We start from the raw sequence: 22,798 nt of genomic DNA, 5'->3' as shown, positions 1-22,798 counted from the left end.
TATCGAAGTTACGGGCTTCCACTTTGCGCTGGGCATTCTCAATCGCACGAGATACCCAAGGATGTTCGATGGCTTCGCCTTCTTCCATGCCCAACTTCTTCATCATGTTGGCAACGCGATCTGAAGCGAAGATCCGCATCAGGCTGTCTTCCATCGACAGATAGAAACGTGATGAACCCGCATCGCCCTGACGGCCGGAACGACCACGCAGCTGGTTATCGATACGACGGGACTCGTGACGTTCTGTGCCCAGAATGTGCAAACCACCGGCAGCAACCACGGCATCGTGACGCTCTTGCCAGTCAACACGGATCTTGGCGATCTGCTCCTCGGTTGGGTTTTCCAGTTCCTCAACTTCCGCTTTCCAGCTGCCACCCAAGACGATATCCGTACCACGACCGGCCATGTTGGTGGCTACGGTTACCGCTCCACTACGTCCGGCCTGAGCAACAATTTCAGCTTCTTTTTCGTGGAATTTGGCGTTCAGTACCTTGTGAGGGATCTTTTCCCGGTCCAACAGGTTGGACAGCAGCTCAGACTGCTCGATGGAAACTGTACCGACCAATACCGGCTGACCACGTTCACGGCACCCTTTGATGTCCTGGATAATGGCGGCGTACTTTTCTTTGGCAGTGAGGTACACCAAGTCAGCCATATCGTTACGGATCATAGGCCGGTTGGTGGGGATGACTACGGTATCCAAACCATAGATATGCTGGAATTCGAAGGCTTCGGTATCGGCAGTACCTGTCATACCGGCCAGTTTTTCATACTGACGGAAGTAGTTTTGGAAGGTGATAGAAGCCAGGGTCTGGTTTTCATTCTGGATCTTCACGCCTTCTTTGGCTTCCACCGCCTGATGCAAACCTTCAGACCAACGGCGCCCCTGCATGGTACGACCTGTGTGCTCATCGACGATGATCACTTCGCCGTCCTGCACAACGTAGTCGACATCACGTTCAAACAGGGTGTGAGCGCGCAGCGCGGCGTTGACATGGTGCAGCAGAGAGATATTGGCAGCCGAGTAGAGCGAATCCCCTTCGGCCAGCAGTCCGGCCTGGATCAACAGGAGTTCAATTTTTTCCTGGCCACGTTCAGTCATGTGAACTTGCTTGGCCTTTTCATCAACACTGAAGTCACCCTCACCGACATAGTCGTCCGAGTCTTCTTTATCCTGGCGGATCAGATTAGGGATCAGTGTGTTGACCTTGATGTAGAGCTCAGAGCTGTCTTCCGCGGCGCCGGAGATGATCAGCGGTGTACGGGCTTCATCAATAAGAATGGAGTCGACTTCGTCTATCAGAGCATAATGCAATGGACGCTGTACCCGCTCCTGTGGTGAAAACGCCATGTTGTCGCGCAGATAGTCGAAACCAAATTCGTTGTTGGTACCGTAAGTGATATCTGAGTTATAGGCAGCTTTCTTTTCCAGCTGACCAAGACCGGCGACGTTAACCCCAACCGTCATTCCAAGGAATTCAAACAGTGGGCGGTTAGTGTCGGCGTCACGGCGAGCCAGATAGTCGTTCACGGTAATAACGTGAACGCCCTTACCGGTCAGCGCATTGAGATAGGCCGGCAGCGTGGCGGTCAGAGTCTTACCTTCACCGGTGCGCATCTCGGCAATGCGGTTGCTGTCCAGCACCATACCACCTATCAACTGCACGTCGAAGTGGCGCATCTCGAACACCCGCTTGGAAGCCTCTCGCACAGTGGCAAAGGCTTCGGCCATGATGTCGTCAAGGGTTTCCCCTTTTTCGAGCCGATCACGGAACTCCTGGGTTTTGGCCTTGAGCTGCTCATTGCTGAGTTGCTCATATTCACCTTCGAGCGCGTTGATCTTGTTGACTATCTTGCCCAGGGTTTTAAGGGTGCGGTCGTTACGACTACCAAATACTTTTGTCAGTAATTTACCTAACATCTGAATCACTTATTCTGTTGTAGGCCAAGCCTCTTGCGAGTCTGGCGGCCAGTTCCAATTAACCTGCTTTGCGGTAGACGTACTTCTTGGGATCTATCTGCTGTCCACCCCGCAACACTTCGTAATGCACATGAGGTCCTGTCGAACGCCCAGTGCTTCCCATGGTGGCAATTTTCTCGCCCTTGGCGACCACATCACCTACAGTTACTGACAAAGCTTTATTATGGCCATAGCGGGTGCGCAATCCGTTACCGTGATCTATCTCCACCAACTCACCATAGCCAAACATATTCCCGGCCCATGTCACCACACCACCACCGGTGGCGATCACATCGGCTCCTTCTGTACCCGCAAAGTCTATGCCTTTATGCACAGTTCTGCGGCCATTGAAAGGATCATTACGTAAACCGTAGGGCGAAGATAACCAACCTTTATTGATTGGCCGCCCTGATATATAACGCTCTTCATCTATATGGAGATTGGAAGCCACTGTTTCAAGCAGTGACAACTGAGCATTATTGCTATCAATTCCTGATGCCAGCCGATCCATATCAGAGATCAGCTGCTCCAGCTCTATGCTGGTACCCAGCTCGCTCAAACCACCCAGACCTACCTCGGCGCCGAAATCGAACTGTTCTTCAAGTTGGTAATTCTGGGCAAGAGTTTGCCCGAGAGCCTCAAGCCGGGTCAGTTTGGCCTGCATTCTGGCGACATGCGCCACCAGAGTTGCCAACTGAGTCTCTGTTGCTTGCTTGAGTTCTTTGACTTGTTTCTGTTGCTGCTCACGAGCCTGACGCTCGTTGTCGACGTTAGCCTGTTGCGACTCAAATCGCTCGGCGTTGTAATGATAGAGCCCAGTGCCCGCAGCGAGGAGCAAAATAGGCAACAGCAACCAGCGTTTGCCCGGTTGCCAGCGCGTCACGCCATTCCGACCTTGAATAAAAACTGTTACACTCATAGCCTAATTCAGCCATCTTATTATCGTAATGAAGAAGCTCCCTCAGCACCTCAGCCAATTACTGCATCAGTCGGGACGTTTGCCCGATCTGGCCGAGAAAGCGGAGCTTTTGTTGTATCTGAACCAGCATGTCAAACAACTGCTGTCAGGCCCTGTCAGCGAACAGCTGAAAGTTGCCAATCTGCGCCAAAGTGTGTTGGTTATTGAGACCCCTTCCGCCGCTTGGGCCGCCAGGATTAACTTTCAAAAAACCAAACTTCTTGCCCAACTTCAGGCAGAAACGCTCCCAATGCTTACCGCTATTGAGGTTAAAGTCAACCCGGCACTGGCAACATCGGGGGCAAAACCCCAAGTGGTTCACAGACAACTGAGTGAAACTGCAGCTTCACATATTAATGCACTGGCCGAACACACCGAGGGCGAGCTGGGCCAGAAACTAAAACGGCTGGCTGCATTAGCCAGCCGTAAAAGGCAGTCCTAGTTTTACGATTAAGCCATCACGACATTGGATGGCATCATAAAGCTGACAGGCACATCCGCTTCTTTTTCGAAGCTGACCAACTCCCAGGCATCCTGCTGAGCAAGCAATGCCCGCACCAGCTGGTTGTTCAGGGCATGCCCCGTCTTGTAGGCACAGAATTCTCCGACTATGGCGTGACCCGCCACATACAGGTCACCAAACGCATCCAGAATCTTGTGCTTAACAAATTCATCCTCATAACGCAGGCCATCGGGGTTGAGGACACGATATTCATCAAGCACAACCGCGTTTTCCATACTGCCGCCCAATGCCAGGTTGTTGGCACGCAGATACTCGATATCACGCATAAAACCAAAGGTTCTGGCACGACTGATATCTTTCACAAAGGCAGAAGAGGAAAAATCCATCACCATATGCTGTTGACTACGGGCGATTTCAGGGTGATTGAAATCGATGGCAAAATCGACTCTGAAACCTTTGAAAGGTCGCAGTTCAGCCCACTTATCACCGTCTTCAACACGCACTGTGCGCTTGATTTTCAGATATTTCTTGGCCGCTGACTGATCTTTGATCCCCGCGCTTTGCAGCAGGAATACAAAAGGGCTGGCACTGCCATCCATGATAGGGATCTCGGGAGCATCCACTTCAATAACGGCATTGTCGATTCCCAAACCCGCGAGTGCAGCAAACAGATGCTCAATCGTTGAGATGCGAACACCTTCATCATTGACCAGAGCCGTACACATAGTCGTTTCACGCACCTGCTCTGCCTTGGCAGCAATCTCCACTGCCGGCTGCATATCGGTGCGCACGAGTACGATCCCTGTATTGACTGGTGCGGGCTTGATAGTCAAAGTCACCTTATTGCCGGAGTGCAAACCGACACCGGTGGTCTTTACCATTTTTTCAACAGTTCTTTGAAAAATCATTTAGTTACCCGTATTCATCTCAACAAAAAGCCCTGCCTTTGACGATAAAATCGACACTCGTCAGGCGCGGCTGGTCGGATATCCTAGCATAAATTGGTAATTTCACAAAAATTTACCTGCCTTTGCTTAACAGAAACAAAGGAGATCACCCAATTTACACCAGCGATAACCGCCAGTATCAGTCGGCTTGCTTACGCAAAAACGCCGGAATATCCAAATAATCAAGCTCGTTTTTGTGCGGGTTGGGCGCAGGCTGTGACGCAGGAACCGCATTGCTCTTGTGAGATACAGGCGTAACAGCTTCTTCCTGAGGCACGTAAGCTTCGACCTTAGGCTCTGGTACAGGTTCCTGACGTGGAGCAGGTTTGGATACCAGCTGAATGTCAGGTTTTCTTTCCGAACCTATGCCGGTAGCAACTACAGTGACTCGCAGCTCATCGCTCATTTCCGGATCTATAACAGCACCAACTACCACTGTCGCGTTGTCAGAAGCGTAAGCCTTGACGTGGTTACCCACAGTCTCGAACTCTTCGATGCTCATATCCATGCCGGCAGTGATATTGACCAGTACGCCGCGGGCGCCTGCCAAGTCGATATCTTCCAGCAGCGGACTGGCAACGGCCGCTTCGGCAGCTTCTTCGGCGCGGTCTTCACCACGAGCCACCCCTGTGCCCATCATGGCGTTACCCATTTCGGACATAACGGTTTTCACGTCGGCGAAGTCGACGTTAATCAGACCGGGACGGGTGATCAGCTCAGCGATACCCTGCACCGCGCCCAAGAGTACGTTGTTGGCGGCAGCGAAGGCATCCAGCAGTGATGTACCACGGCCCAATACCTTGAGCAGCTTCTCGTTGGGGATAGTGATCAGCGAGTCAACATGTTTGGCCAGCTCTCCAATACCCTGATCGGCATAGGCCATACGCTTCTTGCCTTCGAATGGGAAAGGCTTGGTGACCACGGCCACTGTCAATATCCCTTCTTCGCGGGCAATCTGCGCCACCACAGGAGCAGCACCTGTCCCCGTACCACCGCCCATACCGGCAGCGATGAAGATCATATCCGAGCCCTTGATGGCCTCACGGATATTTTCACGATCTTCTTCGGCAGCAGCGCGACCGACTTCCGGGTTGGCACCGGCACCCAGGCCCTTGGTGACATCGCGCCCCAGTTGAATTGTGGTGCCCGCGGCAGACTTACGCAGTGCCTGGGCATCTGTATTGGTGGCAACAAACTCAACACCTTCGATGTTGTGTTTCACCATATGTTCGACGGCATTACCACCGCCACCACCGACGCCGATGACCTTTATCACCGCCTCGTCAGAATGAGTATCCATGATCTCAAACATGGTTGAATTCTCCGTATTACCTGCGTTTACGTAAGTTAAAACTCACCTTTAAACCAGCTCTGAACCCGATTCCAGAGACTGGTCACCCCTTGACGCTCGGGTCGTTCAAACTGACGTTCGATAACCCTGCGCGCGCCGTAATGTAACAGCCCAACACCTGTGGAGTAGATGGGCTGATCCACATATTCATACAAACCTTTCACCGGCAGCGGTGATGCCACCCTGACCGGCATGCCGAACGTGGCTTCGGCAACATCCACCGCCCCTTCGATAGAGGCTGTGCCACCGGTCAACACTATGCCGGCGGCAATTTGATCTTCCAGGCCACTGTCCTTGAGCTCTTTGAATACCAACTCGAACAGTTCCTGATATCTGGGTTCAACCACTTCGGCCAGAGTATGACGCGACATGGTCCTTGATGGCCGGCCACCTACGGACGGCACCTCTATGCTGTCTTCACGGCTCACCATGGAGCTGCGGGCACTGGCATGCTGCACTTTAATCTGCTCGGCATGCGACAGCGGCGTGCGGAAAATTTTGGCGATATCACTGGTTACCTGATTGCCGGCCACCGGCACCACGGCGCAGTGACGCAGAGCGCCATTGGTATACACAGCGATATCTGTGGTGCCACCACCGACATCCACCAGACAGACACCCAGATCTTTTTCATCATTGGTCAGTACCGCATCGGCCGAAGCGATACCGGAAAACACCAGGTCGTCCACCTTGAGGCCACAGCGCTCAACACTCTTGGTGATGTTCTTGGCCATATCATTGGCGCAGGTAACTATATGCACCTTGGCTTCCATCCGCATGCCGGACATGCCGATAGGGCTGCGGATCCCTTCCTGAACATCTATGGCATATTCCTGCGGCAGTACGTGCAAAATGCGGCGCTCGGTGGGGATCTTCACCGAACGGGCCGTGTGAATGACGTTGTCCACGTCTTCCTGGGTCACCTCTTCATCATTGATGGAGACCATGCCGTTTTCGTTCTGACAATCAATATGCTTGCCGGAAATGCTCAAATACACCGAAGACACCTGACAGTCTGCCATCAGCTCGGCCTGATCCAGGGCCCGCTGCACACTGCGCACGATAGAATCGAGGTCGTTGACCCCGCCTTTATCCATGCCGCGTGATGGATGATTACCCAGACCGACGACACTGATTTCGCCATCAGGCAAGACTTCACCTATGATCACAGCGACCTTGGATGTCCCTATGTCCAATCCGACGATCAGATTTCTATCTTGGTTCTTGGTCATTAATTAACGGCTCTCTTCTTGTGCGTCTTCCCAGCCTACTGCCAGACCCGTGTCATAGCGTAGATCCACTCTGGCGACACTCTTTTCCTGTTTAACCAACTCGGGATACACGTTGATAAAACGCTGTATCCGCGCCATCTTGTCCTCTCGTCCCAACTCCAGCATGATGCCGTTGCCCAAAGTCGCCTCCCAGGCATGTCTCGGGCTGAGACTCAATCTATCCAGCTTGAAGCTGTTTATCCGCAGCAGTTCATCCATCTGCCGAAAGGAGATTAATACCTCCTTCGCCATAGGTTCAGGTCCCGCCAGCCAAGGCAGATTTTCCAGCCCGGGTTGCGGTGGCGCCAGGAACACCTCGCCGTGTTCATTGAGCCATTCATCCTGATTCCAGTGCGCCACGGCGACCTGCTCCTGCAGATAAACCTTCAGCTTGGCCGGCCATTCGCGCCGAACCGAGGCCCGGTATACCCAAGGCAGGGCCTCCAGCGCCTGCTGCACCTCGGCCACATCAGCACTGAAAAAGCTACGCTGCATCAAGTCCTGCAAGGCGCCACGGATTTCCGCATCCGTGGTGTACTGGCGCTCGCCTTTTATCGCCACTGCCTCAATGGGCAAAGCCTCGGCATCATTCAGCACCAGTCCCAGTTTCCAAGCCGCCATGCCGAATGCCGCCAGTACCAACAGCAGAAAGCCAATCCCGCTGCAGAGATACCAATTGACTCCGGCTAGCCTTGCCCGGCCCTTGTGCAACCTGTCCTTCAGCGCCATGGTCCTGCCCGTTAGCTTGGCGGAAAACCGGCCATTATATAGGGCTGGTTTTCTTGGTCAAAAGATACTGTTTTCAAGCCATTAAGCGGCGAAAATCTATTCAGCAATCGTATCTTTCTTATCATCACTAAACCCCAGTTTGCTGCTCGCCAGTTGGCGCGCCAGGGCGCCTATGTTACCTGCGCCTTGGGTCATCAGCAGATCGCCGTCCTTGAGCACATCCGGCAGTATCTCCTGCAACTGCTCCGGCGTAGCGACATAGATAGGGTCGACCTGACCACGTAATCTGATGCTGCGGCACAACGCGCGGCTGTCAGCTCCCGCGATAGGTGCTTCACCGGCGGGATAGACCTCCAGCAGCAATAGGCCATCGACCTGAGACAATACTTCGACAAAGTCCTCGTACAGATCCCGGGTGCGGCTATATCTGTGTGGCTGATAAGCCATCACCAGGCGCTTATTAGGCCAACCGGCACGAGCCGCCTTGATAGTGGCTGCGACTTCGCTGGGATGATGGCCGTAATCATCAACCAGCATCACCTCGCCCTTGGGAGTATCGAAGGCCCCCAGGTGCTGGAAGCGGCGGCCAATTCCCTGGAACTCCGCCAGCGCCTGCACTATGGCGGCATCATCTATATCATCTTCACTGGCCACGGCAATCGCCGCCAAGGCGTTCAGCACATTGTGCCGTCCCGGCAGATTCAGCAGCAGCTCCAAGTCGTCCCGCCCCTTGCGACGCACGGTGAAACGGCATTGATGCCCTTCCTGGCTAAAGTTGAGTGCCTGCACATCAGCCTCATCACTGAAGCCATAGGTCACCATGTGGCGACCAATACGCGGCATGATCTCTTTCACCACAGGATCATCGATACAGAGCACGGCCACGCCGTAGAACGGCAGGTTATGCAGGAAGTCCACAAAGGTGGTTTTCAACTTCTCAAAATCGCCGCCATAAGTATCCATATGGTCGGCTTCAATATTGGTTACCACACTCACCATGGGCTGCAGATGCAGGAAGCTGGCATCACTCTCATCGGCCTCGGCGATAAGGTAACGGCTGTGCCCCAAGCGAGCATTGGTGCCGGCACTATTGAGCAGACCACCTATTACAAAGGTCGGATCCCGCTCGGCCTGGCCATAAACACTGGCGATAAGGCTGGTTGTAGTGGTTTTGCCATGGGTGCCGGCAATCGCCACACCATGACGGTAACGCATCAGCTCGGCCAGCATCTCGGCACGGCGCACTATCGGAGTGCGGCTGGCTCTGGCGGCCGCGACTTCCGGGTTATCCGCTTTAATCGCGGTGGAAACCACCACCACATCAACGTTCACCACAGCCTCAGCACTGTGGCCAATAATGATGCGAGCACCCAGAGCCGCCAAACGCTCAGTCACGGCATTTTCAGCAATATCTGAACCACTGACCTGATAACCTTCGTTGACCAGAACCTCGGCAATGCCCCCCATGCCGGCACCACCTATGCCAACAAAGTGAATACGACGCACCCGGCGCATTTCCGGGATCATGGCGCGAAGCTGGGCGTATTTCTCTGCTCTGTTATTCATCTATTTCCTTTCTCTGCCAGTTCGATACAGACTTGGGCGACTTTATCTGTCGCATCCAGCACGGCGGCCGCTCTGGCTCTTTGCCCCATCAGGGCCAATTCATTTCTATCACTGCCAAGCAAGGCCAGCTTATTCGCCAGCCTGGGCACATCGACAATCGGCTGCGGCAACAGGAAGGCCGCGCCCGCATCCACCAACACCTGGGCGTTGCGGGTCTGGTGATCATCCACCGCATGGGGATAAGGCACCAACAGGCTGGGTAGGCCAACGGCCGCCAGCTCGGAAACGGTTAAGGCTCCGGCGCGGCAGATGACCACATCGGCCCAGCGATAAGCGGCTTCCATATCATCGATAAACTCAGCGACTTTGACTCTGCCGTCCTGTCCCAGCTGCTGATATTCAGCTTCCACCGGCACCTGATTACCCTTACCCACCTGATGCCAAACTGTCACTGACTGTGACTTGCTGACCTCGGCAACCACGGCCGGCATAAGGTCGTTGAATACCTTGGCCCCCAGGCTGCCACCGACGACCAGAATTTTCAGCGCATCCTGATGCTGAGCTCTGGGCTGCCCACCCAGAGTGATAAGCTCCTGGCGAATAGGGTTGCCCACCACTTCGGCTTTACCCGGCTCGAAGGTGTTGGCAAAGGCGCACAGCACCTTAGTGGCGATACGGGAAAGCAGCTTATTGGTCATCCCCGGAATGGCGTTTTGCTCATGCAACACCAGCGGAATACCACTGAGCTTGGCGGCAACGCCGCCCGGACCGCTGGCAAAGCCGCCCATGCCCAACACCACATCCGGCCGAAATTCGCGGATGACCCTGCGCGCCTGGATAATCGAGCGCAGCACCTTGAAAGGCGCTGCCAGCTTGCGCACTACTCCGTTGCCGCGCACGCCCTTGATGTCAATAAAATCTATGTCAAAGCCGTGTTGAGGCACCAAGCGTGCCTCCATCCGGTCTGCCGTGCCCAGCCAACGCACCTGCCAGCCCTGCTGTGCCAGGCGTCGGGCCACTGCCAACGCCGGAAAAACGTGACCGCCGGTACCACCGGCCATCACCAAAATACGTTTGTTATTCAAATTGTTACCTTTCATGACTTCAGCCTCCCATGCACCGCCTGGATCAGGCTGAGACGCCGCTCATGATCTATCCGGATCAGCATCATGACCGCAGCCGTCATCACCCAGAGACTACTGCCGCCATAGCTGATAAAGGGCAGTGTCAGCCCCTTGGTCGGCAAAATGCCGATACTGGCGCCCACGTTCACCACAGTCTGGAAACAGATCCAGATCCCTATGGCGTAGGCCAGATAACCCTCAAATGCCCGATCCATGGCCAAGCATTGACTGCCGAGACGAATTGCCCGCAGCGCCACAAACAGCAGTACCGCCAGCACAGCGATAATGCCCATAAATCCAAGCTCTTCCCCTATAACGGCAAAGATAAAGTCAGTGTGCGCCTCCGGCAGGTATTCCAGTTTCTGGATACTGTTGCCAAGTCCCTGACCAAACCAGTCGCCGCGGCCATAGGCCATCAGCGACTGAGTCAACTGGTAACCACTGCCGAACGGATCCTGCCAGGGGTCGAGGAAGGAAGTTACCCGCCGCATCCGGTAGGGCTCCCGCAGAACCAAAGCCACAAAGGTCATAACCCCTGCAAGGATCAACGCAAAGAAGTCCAGCAAACGGGCGCCGGCCAAAAACAGCAGCCCGACTGTGCCAACAAACAGCACCACCACAGTTCCCAGATCCGGTTGCATCAGGATCAAGAAGGCATAGACGGCAAAAACCGCAATCGGTTTGTAAAAGCCCTTGGCGTTTTCACGCACTTCCTGATGCCGCCGTACCAGATAACCGGCCATGTAGACCGCAAAAGCAAACTTGGCTATCTCGGCTACCTGAATTCTCACCGGCCCCAGAGACAGCCAGCGGGTCGCCCCGTTTACTGTGGTGCCCACTATCAGCACAGCCACCAACATGACTCCAACCAGCAACAGCATCAGCGGACTCAGTTGCTGCCAGCGCTGCATCTCTACCTGCAACACCACTGCGGCTATCACCACGCAACCCACCAGATAAAACAGATGACGGGTCACAAAGTGAAACGGATTACCTGTCAGGCTCTGGGCTTCCGGCATAGAAGCCGACATCACCATCACAAAGCCAAAGGCGATCAACGACAAAACGGCAAGCAGCAAACGCCGGTCATACAGTTGCATGCCCTGCGATTGCTTCTCACCGAACCAGTCGGGCCAGCGCCACTTGAGGCTGGTCCCGAACAGGCTGAGTTGTCGTTCATCACTGCTCATCCAGCGCCTCCACCAGTTGGCGGAAATCATCGCCTCTGGCCATAAAGTTACTGTACATATCCAGGCTGGCACAGGCCGGTGACAACAAGACTATGTCTCCGGAACTCGCCAGCTCGGCGGCTTTGCTCACGGCTTCTGCCATGGAGCCAACCTTGATGGCGCCCTCTTTCAATGCCGCAATCTTGTCACCGTCTCGCCCCAGGGTAATAAGGTGAGTCACAGAGCCGAGCGCATTGGCAAGCGGCCGGAAATCGGCTCCTTTACCATCACCACCGGCAATCAGGATCACATCACCGAGGTAGTCGCTGAGCCCTTCGAGCGCAGCCACGGTAGCGCCCACATTGGTGGCCTTGGAATCGTTGATCCAGGTGGCGCCATTCTTGACCGCCACCAGTTCACATCTGTGCGGCAAGCCTTTGTACTCGCGGGCCACTTTGGCCATGGCTTCCTTATCAACTCCGGCCGCATCGGCCAACGCCATGGCGGCCAGCAGATTGGCGTGGTTATGGCTGCCGAGCAGTGCCACATCCATCAGATTCATGATTTCACTGCTGCCGTGGAAAATCTTGCCGTCGGTGATCCCCCACTCATCCCCTTCGGGGTTACCCAAACCAAAGCTGTTGTTGTTCATGGGTGACATGGGCTGAGTTTGCGGATCATCCCGGTTGAAAATCGCCAGTCGGCTCAGTTCATAGAGACGCAGTTTGGCCTGGCGATAGGCTTCCAGGTCGCTGTATCTGTCCATGTGGTCTTCAGAAATGTTCAGGCAAGTTGCCGCCAAACACTTGAGACTATGAGTGGTTTCCAACTGGAAACTGGATAGCTCCAGCACATAGTGGCTGACGTTTTCGCCCAAAAGCTCCAACGCCGGCACCCCTATGTTGCCGCCGATGGCGGCTTGCTTGCCACCGGCTTTGAGCATTTCACCGACCAGAGTCGTCACAGTCGACTTGCCATTGGAGCCGGTAATCGCCAGCACACATGGGCCCTTGTCGGCGATGGCGCGGGCAAACAGTTCCACATCGCCGATCACTTCTATGCCCATATCCAACGCCGCCCTTACTTCGGGGGTATCCATGGGGATCCCGGGACTGATGATGATCTGCTCGGCCTGCACCAGACCACGGCAATCGAAACCACCGAAGCAAAATTCCAGATCCGGAAACTCATTTTTCAGCGCCTCGGCACCGGGTGGATTGCGGCGGCTGTCCATCACCATAGGGGCATGCCCCTGAGCCACCAGATAGCGCACCACAGACAAGCCTGTGGCCCCCAATCCCAACACTATGTGCGAACAGCGACTCATCATGACTGTTTACCTCAACTTCAGGGTGGCCAATCCCAGCAGAACCAGGAACAAAGAGATAATCCAGAAACGCACTATCACTCTGGGCTCGGGCCAACCTTTCAATTCATAGTGGTGGTGTATGGGTGCCATACGGAAAATCCGTTGGCCACGCAGCTTATAGGATCCAACCTGAAGGATGACTGACACAGTCTCCATTACGAATACACCGCCCATGATCACCAGCAAGATTTCCTGTCGTACCAGCACTGCCATGGTGCCGAGCGCCGCGCCCAGTGACAACGAGCCCACGTCGCCCATAAACACTTGTGCCGGATAGGTGTTGAACCAAAGGAAACCAAGACCGGCACCGACTATCGCGGTGCAGACAATCACCAGTTCACCGGCGCCAGGCAGATGCGGAATATGCAGATAGCCGGCAAATTGCGCATGGCCGGAGAGGTAAGCAATAAGCGCGAACGCCGCCGCAACCATAACGGTCGGCATAATCGCCAAGCCATCGAGGCCGTCGGTCAGGTTAACCGCATTGCTCGAACCCACTATGGTGAAATAGGCCAGTACCACAAAAAATAGCCCCAGCTGCGGCATCACATCCTTGAAGAAAGGCACCACCAATTGGGTTTCACCCGGCAGGGCCGCGGTGGCGTAGAGATAAAAGGCCACAGCAATTGCCGCCAGCGACTGTAAAATGTACTTCCAACGGGCCACCAGCCCCTTGGGATCCTTACGCACCACCTTGCGGTAATCATCGAGGAAACCGATGAGGCCAAAGCTGCCCAGAACGAATAACATCACCCAGACATAACGGTTACCGAGATCGCCCCACAGCAGGACACTGATAAAGATCCCCGCCAGCACCAGCAATCCACCCATTGTTGGGGTGCCACGCTTACTGAAATGTGACTCAGGGCCATCGTTACGCACCACCTGGCCTATCTGCAAAAGCTGCAAACGTTCAATCAACTTGGGCCCCCACCAGAGCGCGAAGCTGAGGGCGGTTAACAACCCCAGAATAGCTCTGAAGGTCAAATAGGAAAACACGTTAAACCCGGTATAAAACTGGGTTAGATACTCCGCCAGATACACCAGCATCTACACTAACTCCCCACGCCCGAAGGCTGATTTAAGGGCCTCGACCACACGCTCCATACGCATGCTGCGTGAACCCTTGACCAATACAGTGACACTCCCTGACAACTGATTGATATATTTGATTAAACTTTCCACCAAACGCCCTTGGGTATCCAGATGTTCCGTACCAAACCCCTGGCTGGTGTTCTGGGTTAATTGACCGCTGCAAAACAGGGCATCTATCCCGGCCTCCCGGGCATACTCACCCAGCTCGCGATGCAAAAGGGGGGCATTGTCGCCTAATTCCCCCAAATCGCCCAGTACCAGAATGCGATTTCCGTGAATTTCGTGAAGCCAGTTGATCGCAGCCTTGACCGAGGCCGGATTGGCGTTATAGCTATCGTCGATCAGCTGCACTCGCCCAAGCTCAGTGGGCAGCATGCGTCCCTTGACCGGCTGCATCTGTTGCAAGCCAGAGATAATGCTTGCCATATCCAGGCTCAGCGCCAGGCAAACCGAAGTTGCCGCCAGGGCATTGGCCACCTGGTGTCGGCCGGCCAGCGGCAGCGCCAGCGAATACTCCTGTTGCTGCCAGCAAAGAGTGCAGCGATAACGCCCCGAGGCATCGGCCTGTAAATCTTTGGCTGTCAACTCGGCTGCTGCGTCAATGCCATAGCTTAACTGACGGTAGCCTAACGCAGCCTGACGCATTACCTCGGCGTATCTGTCATCGGCATTGATAATGGCGCAGCCGTCTGGGGCCAAGTGATTGAAAATCTCGGATTTGGCCGCCGCCACACCGGCCTCTGAGCCAAACCCTTCGAGGTGGGCGCTGGCAACATTGTTCACTAGGGCAACATCCGGGCGCACTATGGCCGAGGTGTAATCAATTTCACCCTTGTGGTTGGCACCAAGCTCAAATACCGCGTATTCGTGTTCAGGCTCCAGTCGCAAGGCTGTCAGCGGCACGCCTATATCGTTGTTGAAGTTACCGGCTGTGTAGAGCACCTTGGCATGTTGCGACAATATGGTCGCCAACATCTCCTTGACGCTGGTCTTGCCGTTGGAGCCGGTCAAGGCAACACACTTGAGTGATACCAGGCTGCGTACCATAGCCGCCAGTTGCCCCAGGGCCTGGTGAGGGTCGGCCACCAGCAGCTGCGGCACATCGAGTGCCAACTCGCGGCTGACCAGGAGCGCTGCGGCGCCATTTTTGACCGCCGTTGGCGCAAACTCATGGGCGTCGAAGCGCTCACCCTTGAGGGCGATAAACAAACCTTTGGTGCCTATATCGCGGCTATCTGTGCTGACACTCTCAACCAGCTGCTCTGCGGCAGTCGCTGGAATCAACTTGGCATTCAGCGCCGTGGCTATCTGTTGCAGAGTTAAAGGGATCATGCCTTGCCTCCGCTAAGTTCCAGCGCCAAGGCCCGCTCATCGTAGTGATGACGGCTTCCTGCCACTTCCTGATAGGTTTCATGCCCCTTGCCGGCCAGCAAAATCACATCTCCCGCCTCGGCCTGGGCGCAAACCTGTTTAATGGCTGTCACCCTATCGACACAGGAGAATGCCGCCTCGGGTTGAGTCAGCCCGGCCATGACTTCATCAATGATGGTTTGCGGCTCTTCGCTGCGAGTATTGTCACTGGTGACCATCAAGCGGTCGGCAAAAGCCTCGGCAGCGCGGGCCATCAGCGGCCGCTTGCCCCTGTCACGATCGCCGCCGCAGCCAAAGACACACCAGAGGCGGTTGTCGGTATGCAGCCGCAGCGCCTTGAGCGCTTGCTCCAGCGCATCCGGGGTGTGGGCATAATCCACCACCAGCGAAAAACCTTTGTTCGACGGGAAACACTCCATCCGTCCGGGCACGGGCTTCAGGGCCGGTGACAGCGACAGCAGCTTTTGCAGCGGATACCCCATGGCATAGAGCGCCGTCAGCGCCGCCAACAGATTGGAGAGATTGAATTCGCCCAGCAGCGGGGTCTCCAGCACGCCTTTGCCTTCCGGCCAGTGGATCTCGGCGCGCACGCCCTTGGCGTGATATTGAGGATTAACAGCAACAACTGCCGCTCTGGGATCTTGCTTAATGCTATAGCCGAGCAACTTGGCCTTGGGCAGTTCCTCGAACCAGGCCTGCCCTGTGGCGTCATCCAGGTTAATCACCGCGTGTTTGAGACAGGCAAACCGCATCAGCCTCAATTTGGCGGCGGCATAAGCCTCCATAGTATGGTGATAATCCAAATGATCCCGGCTCAGGTTGGTAAACACAGCCACTTCAAAGGGCGCGGCTTCTACCCGCCCCTGCACCAAACCGTGGCTGGATACTTCCATGGCACAGACGCTGACATCCATCAGCTCAAAAGCCTTGAGCTGGGCCATTACGGCCAAGGCATCACTGGTAGTATTGGTCGCTTCCTGGAGTTTCCCCAGCAAACCGTTCCCCAAAGTGCCCATGACACCGGCCTTTTCGCCGAGCAAAGACACCCACTGGGCGATTAGCTGGCTGACAGAAGTCTTGCCATTGGTGCCGGTAATCCCCACCAGACGAGGCTTGACCGCGTGAATGCCATAGAACTGGGCCGCCAGCGCCGATAGCTGCCGACTCAGTTGAAAAAAGTAGATGGTTAAGCCTTGCTCCCGCTCCACCTTGCCGTGGGCATCCGGATCGTCCGTATGCAGCAAGGCAGCCGCGGCTCCCTTGTTGAAGGCGGCGGCAACATACTCCCGACCATCGGCCTGATGTCCGGGAACGGCCACGAAAAGGCCGCCTTCAACCACTTTCCGGCTGTCTAGACAGGGCTCGGCCACCGCCTCCGCGCCGGAGTAATGAAACCAGGGAGCCAGCAGATCCCGCAATAACATCATTCTGCTCTCCTAGGTACCTGAGCCAGTTGCACGCGAGTATCATCACTCACAGGCTCCACATTCAACATCTGCAACGCGCCGGACATCACCTTGCCAAACACAGGTGCCGCCACCACGCCGCCATAATATCTGTCCCCTTTGGGCTCGTTGATCACCACTACCATGGCAAGCCTGGGGTTATTGGCCGGCGCGACACCGGCAAACAGGGCAACATAATCATCGCCATAGCCACCGGCTATCGCCTTACGACTGGTGCCCGACTTACCGGCAACCGGATAGCCTTCAATGTGCGCCCGAGTACCTGTGCCGCCCTTCTCGGTCACGCCCACCAGCATGTTGATCACATCGCGGGCCACGTCCGGGGCTATTACCCGGGTGCCTTCCGGCGGTTGCTTCAGTTTAAGAATCGATACCGGGTAAAGCATGCCGCCGCTGCCCAGAGTGGCGTACATACGCGCCAATTGCAGCGGGGTAGCGGTCAGGCCATAGCCGAAGGACAGAGTCGCCCGTTCAAAGTCGGACCATCTGTGTCTGTCCTGCACCAAACCGGCACTCTCGCCGGTCAGGTTGATCCCTGAATAGTTGCCGAGCCCCATGGACTGATAGGTGCCCAGCAGCTGCTGCACCGGCATTTCCAGTGCCAACTTACTGATCCCCACGTTACTGGACTTGATCAAAATCTTCGCCAGTGACATATCGCCATAGTTGCGAGCATCCCGCACCTGCCGACCACCGATACGCATCCAACCGGGTGATGTCGGGATTAGCTCATCGCTCTTGACGATTCCGGCTTCCAGCGCTGCTACCACCACAAAGGGTTTCACCGTCGAACCCGGCTCGAAGGTGTCTGTCAGGGCGCGGTTACGCATCCTGTGGCTCTGCAGATTTTCCCGCGAGTTGGGGTTATAGGAGGGGGTGTTGACCATCGCCAGCACTTCACCCGTGTGCACATCCAGCACCACCACAGAACCGGATGTTGCCTGGTTCATTTCGGTGGCACGCTTGAGCTCACGGTAAGCCAACTGTTGAATACGCTGATCTATGCTGAGCACCAGATCATTGGGGCTCTCGCCCTCCTGGATAATATCCAGCCGCTCAACCACCCGGCCGTCACGGGACTTGCGCACCTTCTGCTTGGAGGGAGTGCCGGTCAGCCAGCTATTGTAAGTGTTTTCAATGCCTTCGATGCCGACATCATCGATATTGGTGATCCCGACCAGCTGAGCGCTGATCTCACCGGCCGGATAGTAACGGCGTGATTCAGACTTGAGGTAAATACCGGGTAGCTTCAGTTGTTCGATATAGTGCGCTACCGCCGGGGTAACCTGGCGCTTGAGGTAGGTAAAGCGTTTCTTGGGGTTGGACTGCACCCTTGCCAACAGGTCATCCAGCGGCTCGTGCAATACATCGGCCAGCGCCCGCCAACGGCGCATATCATTGAAGCCATCCTTGTCGTGAACCACCTTGGGGTCGGCGTAGACGGCACGTACAGGCACGCTGACGGCCAGCATCTCGCCGTTGCGGTCAGTGATAAGCCCTCTTTGCACCTCGTTGGAGGTGGTTCGCAGAGTGCGCATATCACTCTCATGACGCAGTTTTTCCGGTTCTATCACCTGGATGTAGGCGGCACGTCCAACAAGCGAGACAAACAACAGGCAAACAAAAGCCACCACCACTTGCAGTCGCCAGTGGATCAGTTGGGGCTTTTGAATCCTTTTAGCCTGTTTTCTCATGGGAGTCTCACTACCACCTCTTCATTGGGTAAGGGCCTTATCATGTCCAATTCCTTGGTCGCAATCCGGGTTATCCGGCTGTGCTCTGCCTGCGACTGTTCTTCCAGCAACAGGTTGCGCCACTCGATATCCAAGCGATCCCTTTCCTGTAACAGCTTGTCCAACTCACTAGTTTGGGTACGGCTGATGTGGCTGGTATATACCACGGCAACCGCATTACCCAGTACCAGCATGCCCAGCAAGAGGATCCATTTGTGCTGCCAAAGATCCTGCAGCACTATGCGCGCCAGATTGAGTTGCGACTTACTCACCGTCAACCTCAGTAAGGCAAACGCTCGGCAATTCTGAGTACAGAACTGCGGGCCCGGGCATTAACGGCAATCTCTTCATCCGACGGTTTCATCGCCTTGCCTATGGGCAACAGCTGCCGCGAGCGGTTGAGCTCGGCCTCGGTCACCGGCAAACCGTAGGGCACTTCCTCGCCTTTGCTGTGACGGCGGATAAAACGCTTCACCATGCGATCTTCAAGAGAATGGAAGCTGATGATCGACAGCCGTCCCTTGGGCGCCAGTACTTGCAGTGCCCCTTCCAGTGCTTGATCTATCTGATCCAGCTCGCTATTGATATAGATGCGAATCGCCTGAAACACTCGAGTTGCCGGATGCTTGTTGCGCTCTTTGTGTTTGGTGATCCTTTCGATCAAGCCGGCCAAATCTTTGGTGCGCAAAAACGGCTTCTCATCACGGTCGGCGGCGATACAACGGGCGATATGGCGGGCGTTTTTCTCTTCACCATAGGTCTTGAATACCCAAGCCATATCTTCGACTTCGGCCCTGGCGAGCCATTGAGCCGCCGTTTCGCCCTGGCTGTTATCCATCCGCATATCCAGTGGACCATCACGCAGAAAACTAAAGCCACGCTCGGCATCGTCAAGTTGCGGTGATGACACACCGAGATCCAGTAAGACACCGTCTATCTTGCCCACCAGCCCAAGTTGCTCAACATAGTCGGCCAACTGGCCAAAACCGCCATGGACTATGGTGAAACGCGGATCATCGGCAAACTGTTTGGCAGCTTCAATGGCCGCCGGGTCTCTATCGATGGCAATCAGCCGCCCCTGTTCTCCCAGGCGGGAAAGGATCTGACGTGAGTGTCCGCCTCGACCGAAAGTGCCGTCGATATAGATGCCATCTGGGCGGATATTGAGCCCGTCTACCGTTTCTTGAAGCAGGACAGACAGGTGGGCAAAGTTTTGGCTCATCACTCTCTTCTTTAATCTGGTCTCACTCATCAGAGTGAGAAATCAGCCAGCCGCTCACTGGCGGTCAATCCCTGGCTCTTAATCATCTCCAGGCTGTCGGCCAGCTGCTGCTGCCAGACCTGCTCATCCCAGAGTTCGAATTTGTTCAACTGCCCAACCAACATGGTCTTCTTTTCCAAAGAGGCGTATTGCCTGAGCGGCGGAGTCAGCAAAACCCGGCCGTTGGCATCCAACTCACATTCCTGGGCATAACCCAACATCAGGCGCTTCATCGCCCGCTCCTGTGGTTGAAAATCAGACAGACCGAGCAGCTTGTCGGCGACTTTGTTCCATTCGTTTATCGGATAGATCAACAGGCAGGGAGATTGGATATCCACAGTGATTACCAGCTTGCCTTGATGATCGGCATGCAGAGGCTCGCGGTATCGCGTTGGCATAGCGATCCGCCCCTTGGCATCCAGATTCAAAGCACTTGCGCCGGAAAACACTTGGTTTCATCCTTGCTCAGTTAATAGATCCACAAATATCCACAAATTCCCACAGATGCTAAGTTTAGGGATAGTCAACAAGGATTGTCAAGCAATGCAAACTCGAATAAAGCCAGTCACCAAGCGGGTTAGCAGCGTGTCACAACATTTTTTGAACAGCCGAATTCCAAGTGGCAAAAAGTGGTGCTACGGCCCCTGGCAGTGGAAAATTTCAACACTGACAGGGGAGATTTTCACAGTGAAAAGAAACGATTGTGGAGAAGTTTCCCGGATCCGGGCATTCTGGAGTGCGATCCAGTGCAAACTTCTGTGGCGGCAAAACTCGGCCAGGATAAACCACTATGCCAACCTAACAGCCGTATCTGAGGGTTAAATGTTAAATCATGGTTAACTAAAATTTCTTGCCCATATCAGAACGACAGGCTTTTCCTACATAGTGTTCAGAGCCTGAGTCAAAGATTTCAGCACTGTTTTGATACAGCCGGAACCCCAAAGGATAAATTCAGTCTAATTTTTAGGCAAAACAGGCCGATAAAGGATACAGAATAGGCTAACAGTTAAAGCATCTAACCGGCGCAAAAAGCCGCCGGCACGGGGAACTCTAATGGGATTGGACAGCATTTACGCCATGTTGGCGCGCCCGGTCAAGGCGATATTTCAGCCCAAACGCGAAGTGGAGCAGGTCAAGACCAGCTCCGCCATAGCGCCCGACAGCCACGAAGCCCCGCAATCGCAACTGCCTCCCGAAATAGACAAGCGTGAAAAAGTCGCTGATCGCCGCAAAGAGCAGAAAGGCTTTGCCCACGAGCGGCGTAAACATAACCGCCGCCAGGAAGATGAAGAAAGGGATGACTCCAGGGCGCAGGAAGAAGGCAAGGGTCAGATCATAGATATCGATGTCTGACCCTGCCGGTAAATGTCATTGAATCAAGGCTTCACAGCTGCGCCGCCACCCGCTGACGTATCTCGGCCAAATTGGTTTCGCGAAGTAGTTTGCCATCCTCATAAACGGTTTGCAGCAGCCCCTGGGCTTCTTCAGTCACCGAAACATCGTCTCTCAGCACTAGCTCCCCGTCTTGCATAACCACTTGCAGTAGCCCCTTGGCGGAACGCTTTTGGCTATCAGTCTTGGGTGCCTTGAAAATCGCCAGCGGCTTGCCGTCTTTTATCACGTGGGTCGCCTTGACTGCCGAGCCATGGGTATCTCGGGTGACATACTGATAGCTGTATGAGCCAATCCCCAGCACGACTTTGGAAGCAAAACCTTTATCCATCAAACGCTGCAGTATTTGTCGTTGGCGCTCGAGCGTGATGGCATCGCCATAAATGGCACCCACATGGTTATCCAATAACTTGTAACCCTTGTCGGTCAAGGTGCCACCAAAAATGACCCACAGGCACTCGATAAGCCCCTTCACCTCGCAGGCCATCAGGGTTTGGCGCTGCAGACCGATAAACTCACCATGCCAACTTATCGCCTCATAACCGTTATCGGCCGCCTTTTGCAATGCTTCATCCAGGCCACATTCGCGGATAAGTGATTCAGGCGCCAGCTTATAACCGCTGAGAATGGTCACGGGATCGCCGGAATCGGGACGGATCACCAGGGTGCCGTCACGCTCGAGGATCTCCTGCTTGAGTTCAGGTAAGTACTGAGTCACCAGAGTCCAGAAATCCCAGGTATCGGACACCACACTGAGGATCCCCTTGGGAGACTGGGTCTGCATCAGATAACGGAAGAAGGCGATCTCCCCTTCGAGGATCCAGGAACAGGTCACCGAGTGCTCAGTGGCATCCACTGAGGCGCCGACCAACTCCTTATCGACATCGGCACCATAGTACTTCTCGGCAAACAGCACCGCCGGAATGGTGTCGGTTCCAACAAAACCGCTGGCCAAATGGCCAAAACCACTCATGGCAGCGGCCTGCTTACCGAACATGCCGCGAAAACTGAAGTCATGCCCCTGAAACGCTACCATCTCGGCAGGCAGGCCTGTCTTGTCGGCGAACTCTTTAAAGGTACGCAGGTAAGCAACGGCCGTGGTGGCACTGGTTTGTATCGGCCAGTTTTCACAACTGAGCACGGTTTCTATCATGTTGGTCAACCAGGGGAAATCCGGATGGGTGTTGACTATGGTCAACGGCGGCACCAGATAAGGCACCAGAGTACCCTCTTCCAGCGCCTTGATCCTCAGCGGTAAATACCCAAGGTCGTGGAGTTTTTCCAGATAAGAAACATCGACACTGTACCCCAGCATGGCACTGAGTATGCGCTTATGGGCGGCCACGGCCTGCGCCTTCGGCTGACTAAAGAAGCTGTCCCACTCCTCCATCAAATAGCTCTTGATAAAATACTGCAGTCCAACAAAGGCGACTTTGTCATTGTCTGCTATGTTGGCATTGCGACCGCTGCGGGAAGTGAAGTTGGCATACACCTCGGTCACCTGAGGATGATAGGCGCGACCATGAAACTCTTTGTAGACATCCTTCTGCATTGAGGGGGCGATGATACTCAT

At 54.9% G+C, this 22,798-nt stretch carries 20 protein-coding genes (1 of these 20 only partly in view); 2 read left to right on the top strand and 18 right to left on the bottom strand.

Annotated features, from left to right (window positions below):
- Together secA and ACSHSR_RS02165 are read right to left on the bottom strand one after the other, a co-directional pair.
- Nucleotides 1-1,921 carry the 5' portion of a preprotein translocase subunit SecA gene (secA, locus tag ACSHSR_RS02170; protein ID WP_208137864.1) on the bottom strand. 803 nt of this gene lie to the left of the window's left edge, so the window shows 1,921 of its 2,724 coding nt (coding positions 1-1,921); it begins with the start codon at nucleotides 1,919-1,921; its stop codon lies off the left edge, out of view.
- A gap of 58 nt (nucleotides 1,922-1,979) precedes the next feature.
- Nucleotides 1,980-2,879 (bottom strand): M23 family metallopeptidase, encoded by a 900-nt coding sequence (locus ACSHSR_RS02165; RefSeq protein ID WP_028781130.1) that lies wholly within the window; start codon nucleotides 2,877-2,879, stop codon nucleotides 1,980-1,982.
- Nucleotides 2,880-2,907: 28 nt separating this feature from the next.
- Between ACSHSR_RS02165 and ACSHSR_RS02160 the strand changes: the two genes are divergently transcribed.
- The gene (locus tag ACSHSR_RS02160; RefSeq protein ID WP_025010897.1) at nucleotides 2,908-3,360 is read left to right on the top strand and encodes a DUF721 domain-containing protein; all 453 of its coding nucleotides are present in this window, start codon (nucleotides 2,908-2,910) and stop codon (nucleotides 3,358-3,360) included.
- A gap of 8 nt (nucleotides 3,361-3,368) precedes the next feature.
- Here the strand turns inward: ACSHSR_RS02160 and lpxC are convergent, their stop codons facing one another.
- From lpxC to mraZ, 15 genes are all read right to left on the bottom strand, one after another.
- A complete protein-coding gene (gene lpxC / locus ACSHSR_RS02155) occupies nucleotides 3,369-4,289 on the bottom strand; it encodes a UDP-3-O-acyl-N-acetylglucosamine deacetylase (protein WP_025010896.1) in 921 nt (306 codons plus the stop codon).
- A gap of 178 nt (nucleotides 4,290-4,467) precedes the next feature.
- Nucleotides 4,468-5,640 carry a cell division protein FtsZ gene (gene ftsZ, locus ACSHSR_RS02150; RefSeq protein WP_109247709.1) on the bottom strand — a complete coding sequence of 391 codons (1,173 nt, stop codon included), beginning with the start codon at nucleotides 5,638-5,640 and terminating at the stop codon, nucleotides 4,468-4,470.
- 35 nt (nucleotides 5,641-5,675) lie between these two features.
- Nucleotides 5,676-6,911 carry a cell division protein FtsA gene (gene ftsA / locus ACSHSR_RS02145; protein ID WP_025010894.1) on the bottom strand — a complete coding sequence of 412 codons (1,236 nt, stop codon included), beginning with the start codon at nucleotides 6,909-6,911 and terminating at the stop codon, nucleotides 5,676-5,678.
- A 3-nt stretch (nucleotides 6,912-6,914) separates the two neighbouring features.
- A complete protein-coding gene (locus tag ACSHSR_RS02140) occupies nucleotides 6,915-7,679 on the bottom strand; it encodes a cell division protein FtsQ/DivIB (protein ID WP_106408513.1) in 765 nt (254 codons plus the stop codon).
- 96 nt (nucleotides 7,680-7,775) lie between these two features.
- Nucleotides 7,776-9,245 carry a UDP-N-acetylmuramate--L-alanine ligase gene (gene murC, locus ACSHSR_RS02135; RefSeq protein WP_101058280.1) on the bottom strand — a complete coding sequence of 490 codons (1,470 nt, stop codon included), beginning with the start codon at nucleotides 9,243-9,245 and terminating at the stop codon, nucleotides 7,776-7,778.
- Entirely contained in the window at nucleotides 9,242-10,345 is a 1,104-nt protein-coding gene (gene murG, locus ACSHSR_RS02130; protein ID WP_345873468.1) for an undecaprenyldiphospho-muramoylpentapeptide beta-N-acetylglucosaminyltransferase, read from the bottom strand. The genes murC and murG overlap by 4 nt, the downstream gene beginning before the upstream one ends.
- Entirely contained in the window at nucleotides 10,342-11,559 is a 1,218-nt protein-coding gene (gene ftsW / locus ACSHSR_RS02125) for a cell division protein FtsW (protein ID WP_345873466.1), read from the bottom strand. Before ftsW ends, murG begins: the two co-directional genes overlap by 4 nt.
- Nucleotides 11,549-12,868, bottom strand: a complete 1,320-nt coding sequence (murD, locus tag ACSHSR_RS02120; RefSeq protein WP_115389378.1) for a UDP-N-acetylmuramoyl-L-alanine--D-glutamate ligase — start codon at nucleotides 12,866-12,868, stop codon at nucleotides 11,549-11,551. The genes ftsW and murD overlap by 11 nt, the downstream gene beginning before the upstream one ends.
- Before the next feature lie 6 nt (nucleotides 12,869-12,874).
- A complete protein-coding gene (gene mraY, locus ACSHSR_RS02115; protein WP_071237737.1) occupies nucleotides 12,875-13,957 on the bottom strand; it encodes a phospho-N-acetylmuramoyl-pentapeptide-transferase in 1,083 nt (360 codons plus the stop codon).
- Nucleotides 13,958-15,334 carry a UDP-N-acetylmuramoyl-tripeptide--D-alanyl-D-alanine ligase gene (locus ACSHSR_RS02110; RefSeq protein WP_025888157.1) on the bottom strand — a complete coding sequence of 459 codons (1,377 nt, stop codon included), beginning with the start codon at nucleotides 15,332-15,334 and terminating at the stop codon, nucleotides 13,958-13,960. It abuts the gene before it with no gap.
- Nucleotides 15,331-16,800 (bottom strand): UDP-N-acetylmuramoyl-L-alanyl-D-glutamate--2,6-diaminopimelate ligase, encoded by a 1,470-nt coding sequence (gene murE / locus ACSHSR_RS02105; protein WP_025888155.1) that lies wholly within the window; start codon nucleotides 16,798-16,800, stop codon nucleotides 15,331-15,333. The genes ACSHSR_RS02110 and murE overlap by 4 nt, the downstream gene beginning before the upstream one ends.
- Nucleotides 16,797-18,533, bottom strand: a complete 1,737-nt coding sequence (locus ACSHSR_RS02100; RefSeq protein ID WP_025010888.1) for a penicillin-binding transpeptidase domain-containing protein — start codon at nucleotides 18,531-18,533, stop codon at nucleotides 16,797-16,799. The genes murE and ACSHSR_RS02100 overlap by 4 nt, the downstream gene beginning before the upstream one ends.
- Nucleotides 18,530-18,844, bottom strand: a complete 315-nt coding sequence (gene ftsL / locus ACSHSR_RS02095; protein ID WP_025010887.1) for a cell division protein FtsL — start codon at nucleotides 18,842-18,844, stop codon at nucleotides 18,530-18,532. The genes ACSHSR_RS02100 and ftsL overlap by 4 nt, the downstream gene beginning before the upstream one ends.
- An 8-nt stretch (nucleotides 18,845-18,852) precedes the next feature.
- Complete coding sequence (gene rsmH, locus ACSHSR_RS02090; RefSeq protein WP_025010886.1) at nucleotides 18,853-19,794, bottom strand: 16S rRNA (cytosine(1402)-N(4))-methyltransferase RsmH; 942 nt, start codon at nucleotides 19,792-19,794, stop codon at nucleotides 18,853-18,855.
- A gap of 29 nt (nucleotides 19,795-19,823) precedes the next feature.
- On the bottom strand, nucleotides 19,824-20,282 hold the full coding sequence (gene mraZ / locus ACSHSR_RS02085) for a division/cell wall cluster transcriptional repressor MraZ (protein ID WP_025010885.1): 459 nt from the start codon (nucleotides 20,280-20,282) through the stop codon (nucleotides 19,824-19,826).
- A 604-nt stretch (nucleotides 20,283-20,886) separates the two neighbouring features.
- Here mraZ and ACSHSR_RS02080 point away from each other — a divergent pair.
- Complete coding sequence (locus tag ACSHSR_RS02080) at nucleotides 20,887-21,186, top strand: hypothetical protein (RefSeq protein WP_479631210.1); 300 nt, start codon at nucleotides 20,887-20,889, stop codon at nucleotides 21,184-21,186.
- Nucleotides 21,187-21,217: 31 nt separating this feature from the next.
- Here the strand turns inward: ACSHSR_RS02080 and ACSHSR_RS02075 are convergent, their stop codons facing one another.
- Nucleotides 21,218-22,798, bottom strand: a complete 1,581-nt coding sequence (locus tag ACSHSR_RS02075) for a nicotinate phosphoribosyltransferase (RefSeq protein WP_479631209.1) — start codon at nucleotides 22,796-22,798, stop codon at nucleotides 21,218-21,220.

The organism is Shewanella sp. VK101 (assembly GCF_056497865.1).
This window is presented reverse-complemented; position numbering and strand designations above follow the sequence as displayed.